Source organism: Methylocystis sp. (genome assembly GCF_051061285.1).
GTDB lineage: Bacteria > Pseudomonadota > Alphaproteobacteria > Rhizobiales > Beijerinckiaceae > Methylocystis.
Window position 1 is genome coordinate 1 of sequence record NZ_JBPFEA010000026.1, and the last position, 4437, is coordinate 4437.

Consider the following 4437-nt stretch of genomic DNA (forward strand, 5'->3'; position numbering starts at 1 on the left):
GGGACGACGGCGTTCTCGCATTCACCGACTTCGGCATCGAAACTCTCGTCGAGCTCATCGAAATCCACAAAGACTTGAAGTCCCGCCCCGGCGTCTGACGCAGCGCGAGATCATCCCCTGCGGCCCACGCCGGATGCTTACTGTAAGCCAACCATAGTAAGCTTTGCGTCGGCGTCGAGTTCATCGAAGAGAACGGCGATAAGCCGGGCGTGCGGCTGAGGAAGGGGCGCGGGAAACGATGAGACCGAGCAGGTGTGGGTCGTCATCGTTAACAACGATCCTAGTCAACGAGACGCAGAGTATGCTTTTGATTATCGATGGCCCACGACTTAAGGCGCCCTAAAAACTCTGCCCCCAATAAGATAGGGCCTTCGACGGGTGCGATTCCAGCTTCAACATTTTCAAGTTTTCACGGACCAACTTTTGGAGAGCGAATTATGAACCAGGCAGAGGGAACCTTCGAGCCATCCGCCAGTGTGTAAGTTTGGCTCTCAATAAAATCGCCATCAGAAATCGTTTTCGCACGAACCAACGTAAATACGACATCTACGGGAACGCTAACGTCACTCGCGCCGCACCACCTAACGGCCTCGCAACGGCCTATCCCTGTCGCCCTGCCCCGCCCCCCTCCCGCACTGCGCGATCTCCGGCGCAAGCGCGTAGCCCGGGCGCTTGGTTGATGAATGTAAGATCGAGAATTGCATGTTCGCCGTTCCCTCCGTTACACGTTCGACCAGATAAACAGCTTGTCTGCGGACCGTTCGTCAAAAAGCTCCAGATCCCGACGTGCTTCGAGTTGGTTCGGTCCCTTTTCCAGCGGCTGCCTTGTAACAGTGACGGCCATGATTTCGCTATTCGCCCGAGGCTGCGTGATCCTTCACCCAGCCAATCGTCGTCATTGTTAGCAAGCGGCGGGCGCTGTCACGTTGGTGAGTTTTACTTGTCAATAGCGCCCGCTCGCCGCCGACCGTCGCTCACGACAACAAAGGCTCGCGCTGACGTTCATAAACCAAAACGCCCTCGAAATCGGCTCTATACTTCAGCGATGTAACATTGCCATCTATTTTGGTGGAGCGACGTTGACCTTTGTCGTTACCGAATTAGCGATAAAGCATTCGCGATGCGCTTTGTCGTGCAGCCAATCGAGCTCGGCTTGCGTGGGCTGGGTGTCCCCGCTGAAGACGATGCTGGGATGCAGATCGACCCGGATGACGGCAAGTTTGCCGTTCGCATTCTTCTCGAGGAACCCGACGGCTCCGTCTTCGTAGCTGTCGACGACGAAACCTTTGTTGGACGCTAGAGTGAGGAACGTAAGCATGTGGCAACTCGAAAGCGCCGCGACGAACGCAGACTCCGGATCGACTAAGTGCGGGTTGCCCAGATAGGCGGGCGCAGCGGAGCCTCGCACCACGACCCCATTATCGAAGAGCCAGACGTGATCGCGGCTATAATTCTTGTAGCCGAAATCCGCGCCGCTTCGTGACCACCTGATCGTGGCTCTATGTTCCGACATAGAGAACTCGCTCCCATGGGCTGCCCTGCGAAATGGAGGTTATCCGGTCTCGTCGCAAGGTCAACGACCGAAGGTTGACGGCTTAAACCCCGCCGCCATTATCAGCGGCGACGCCGCTTGCCGCCCACATCGTTCCACCCGTCTGGCGTCCGAGTTCATGATATTCCCAGGAAATAGATGCGCCACGAGTTCGATTGAATGGTCTCGATCTGGTCATGGATCAGCATGGTGGCAGCCGCCGTCCATCCGGCGAGCAATTTCGCCTCGCCACGACTACGGCGAAGCTGGATCGGTTTGCCGACGCGGCGCCGCTTCGCAATAGCGCTCTTGAGTTGCGCCGAGCCGAGGATGGAATCGTATTTGAGCAGGGCCATCTAACCCACGACGCTCTAAAAAGTGGGGAGCCCCCCATGCCTGGTACTGTACGAGCCCGCGCCGTGGGCTTCAATCACGTGGCGCTGGAAGTTGGCGATATCGAAGAAGCGCTGTCATTCTATGCGCGGATATTCGAGTTCGAGCTTCGCGGCAAAAGCGAGGATATGGCCTTTATTGACCTGGGCGACCAATTCATAGCTCTTCAGAAAGGTCGCCGCCAGTCGAGAGATGAAAATCGCCACTTTGGGCTGGTGGTCGACGACAAGGACGCCGTCCGCCGAGCGCTGGCCGAAGTGGGCATCGAAGTTCTGCCCGGGCCTTTCCTCGATTTTTACGACCCTTGGGGCAATCGCGTCGAGGTCGTCGGCTACGAGAACATTCAGTTCTCCAAGGCGCCGAACGTACTACGTGGCATGGGTCTGATGCACCTTTCCAAGAACGCGCAAGCCCTCAAGGAGCTTGCCGCGAAGGGAATGGCGCCGCCCTGAGTTTTACTGTTTATAAATTCATTTTTCCAACGCTTCGTTGACAACAAGGACATCGAAACATTCGTCGCGCCAAGGCGCGTCAACCGAATTCGGATGCTGGCGATTGACGAGGCGACGTGGCGTTCGGGTCTGATCGGCGGGTCCTCGTGGTTGATAACGGCTCGGATAAGGGAGGAGGCGTTTTGAGGATTGTGTTTTTAACGCCTGGCGGGGATCAGGCTGCCTATATGGCTGAATTTCTCGCGGTGCGGAAGGAAGGCAGCGTTGATGAAGCCCTTCGCGTCGCATTGAGGATAATGGAGGAGTGCGCGTTCTCGTGAGGAAATTGCCGATGACAGCTCCGAACTAGGCTGAACGCGACGGCAGCCTCCTGCGAGCGGCGCTGCCACCTTAACCATTACTGCGCGTCCGGCCTTCCTGGAGCAATCGGAAGGACGGCTCGCGCAGGCGCGGCGCCGCCCATAAATCGCATCCTCATAGATTCTGCGACGTCAGTCGCTAGATTTGTACCTTATGCCTTTCAAAAATGACTGTCGGGGAAGGTACGCCATGAAGTTTCTCGCTGGTTTCGTGACAGCGTTCATCGTCAGCGCGGTCGGCGCTTTTCTCGTCATCGTCAGCGGCGTTTACGACGTCGCTGCAACCGCGCCTCACACGCCATTGGGGCGCGCCATTTTAACTTGGACCATGCGTAATTCTGTGCGCGTCCATGCGGGAAACGAGTCGCCGGAAACCTGGAGCGAGGATCAGGCGAGAAAGGGATTTAAAGACTATGACGCCATGTGCATCATTTGCCACAGCGCACCGGGGAAAGAGCGCAGTTATATTAGCAAAGGCCTGCGACCAGAGCCTCCGAATCTCGCCGAAGCTTCAGAGCGATGGAGCAGCGCAGAACTGTTTTGGATCATCAAGAATGGCGTCAAAATGACCGCAATGCCCGCATTCGGGCCTACGCATCAGGATGAGCAAATATGGAATATTGTGGCCTTCGTTCGGCGCCTGCCTCGACTGTCCGCTGAGCAATTCCGGGCGATGGAGAGCGAGATCAGAAAATCCTCAGAGAATGAGCAAGATCACCATCACCAATAAGTGGCGGGGAAAGCCGACTCGAAGAAAGACGAAATCGCAAGTCGAAGCGAATTCAGCATAGGCGCTGTCGTAGCCCCGCAAGATTGAAAGGGGAACATTCGGCTCTAATTCTCGACAGGCCTCGAGAAGAAGAAGACGCTGATGTTCCGCAAAGAGCGAGTTTTGCTGACCCTCGCGGTCGCGATGAGCGTTGTTTCGCCGATTGGAAATAGCTTCCAAAGCGACGCTTCGATCGCAGGCGTCGTTGTTCGAGACATCCATGTAGCCTTCAAGGAATGGCGCGTGCCGACGCCCGGCTCGCACCCCCACGATCCTCTCGCAACGAGCGATGGAGCGATCTGGTACACCGGACAGATGGCCAACCTGCTCGGCCGTCTTGATCCTAAGACCGGGCAGTTTCGGGAATTCCGTCTGAAAACCACGAACTCGGGTCCGCACGGGCTCGTCTCCGACGCCGGCGGCAATATCTGGTTCACGGCGAGTTTCAAAGGTTACGTCGGCAAACTCGATCCCACAACCGGCGACATCCGAGAATTTCCGCTTCCAGATCCAAAGGCCCGCGACCCGCACACGCCGGTCTTCGATCAGAAGGGAACGTTGTGGTTCACCGTCATCGGCGGAAATATGATCGGGCGTCTCGCTCCGGTATCGGGCGAGATCAAGCTTGTATCGTCACCGACCGCAGATTCGCTTCCCTATGGCTTGGCGGTGAATTCCAAGGGCGCGCCGTTCTTCGCCGAATTCGGCTCGAACAAGATCGCACGTGTCGATCCCGAGACGATGCGGATCACGGAATTTGTCTTGCCAAATTCGCAGGCGAGGCCTCGGCGTATCGCGGTGACCAGCGACGATCTCATTTGGTATTCGGATTACCCTAGGGGCTATATCGGCAGATTGGACCCCGCGACCGGCAAGGTCGCCGAATGGCCGTCGCCTGGCGGCGGGGAATCCGGACCTTACGCGATTACGGCG

Annotated in this window: 4 protein-coding genes; 3 read left to right on the plus strand and 1 reads right to left on the minus strand. The window is 57.1% G+C overall.

Annotation, left to right across the window (positions count from 1 at the left end):
• Nucleotides 1-1060 precede the first annotated feature (1060 nt).
• Complete coding sequence (locus tag ACR65T_RS09240) at nucleotides 1061-1513, minus strand: OsmC family protein (protein WP_434496215.1); 453 nt, start codon at nucleotides 1511-1513, stop codon at nucleotides 1061-1063.
• A gap of 194 nt (nucleotides 1514-1707) precedes the next feature.
• On the opposite strand from ACR65T_RS09240, the gene ACR65T_RS09245 reads away from it, so the two are divergent.
• The 3 genes from ACR65T_RS09245 to ACR65T_RS09255 all read left to right on the plus strand — a co-directional run.
• A complete protein-coding gene (locus ACR65T_RS09245; protein ID WP_434496216.1) occupies nucleotides 1708-2376 on the plus strand; it encodes a VOC family protein in 669 nt (222 codons plus the stop codon).
• Between the two features lie 549 nt (nucleotides 2377-2925).
• Complete coding sequence (locus tag ACR65T_RS09250; RefSeq protein WP_434496217.1) at nucleotides 2926-3465, plus strand: c-type cytochrome; 540 nt, start codon at nucleotides 2926-2928, stop codon at nucleotides 3463-3465.
• Nucleotides 3466-3606: 141 nt separating this feature from the next.
• The coding region (locus ACR65T_RS09255) for a Vgb family protein (RefSeq protein WP_434496218.1) at nucleotides 3607-4437 on the plus strand (831 nt) is incomplete at its 3' end.

Coding starts and splice junctions, on each gene's coding strand:
- ACR65T_RS09240 (WP_434496215.1), bottom strand. CDS start 1,513: ATGTCGGAACATAGAGCCACGATCAGGTGGTCACGAAGCGGCGCGGAT.
- ACR65T_RS09250 (WP_434496217.1), top strand. CDS start 2,926: ATGAAGTTTCTCGCTGGTTTCGTGACAGCGTTCATCGTCAGCGCGGTC.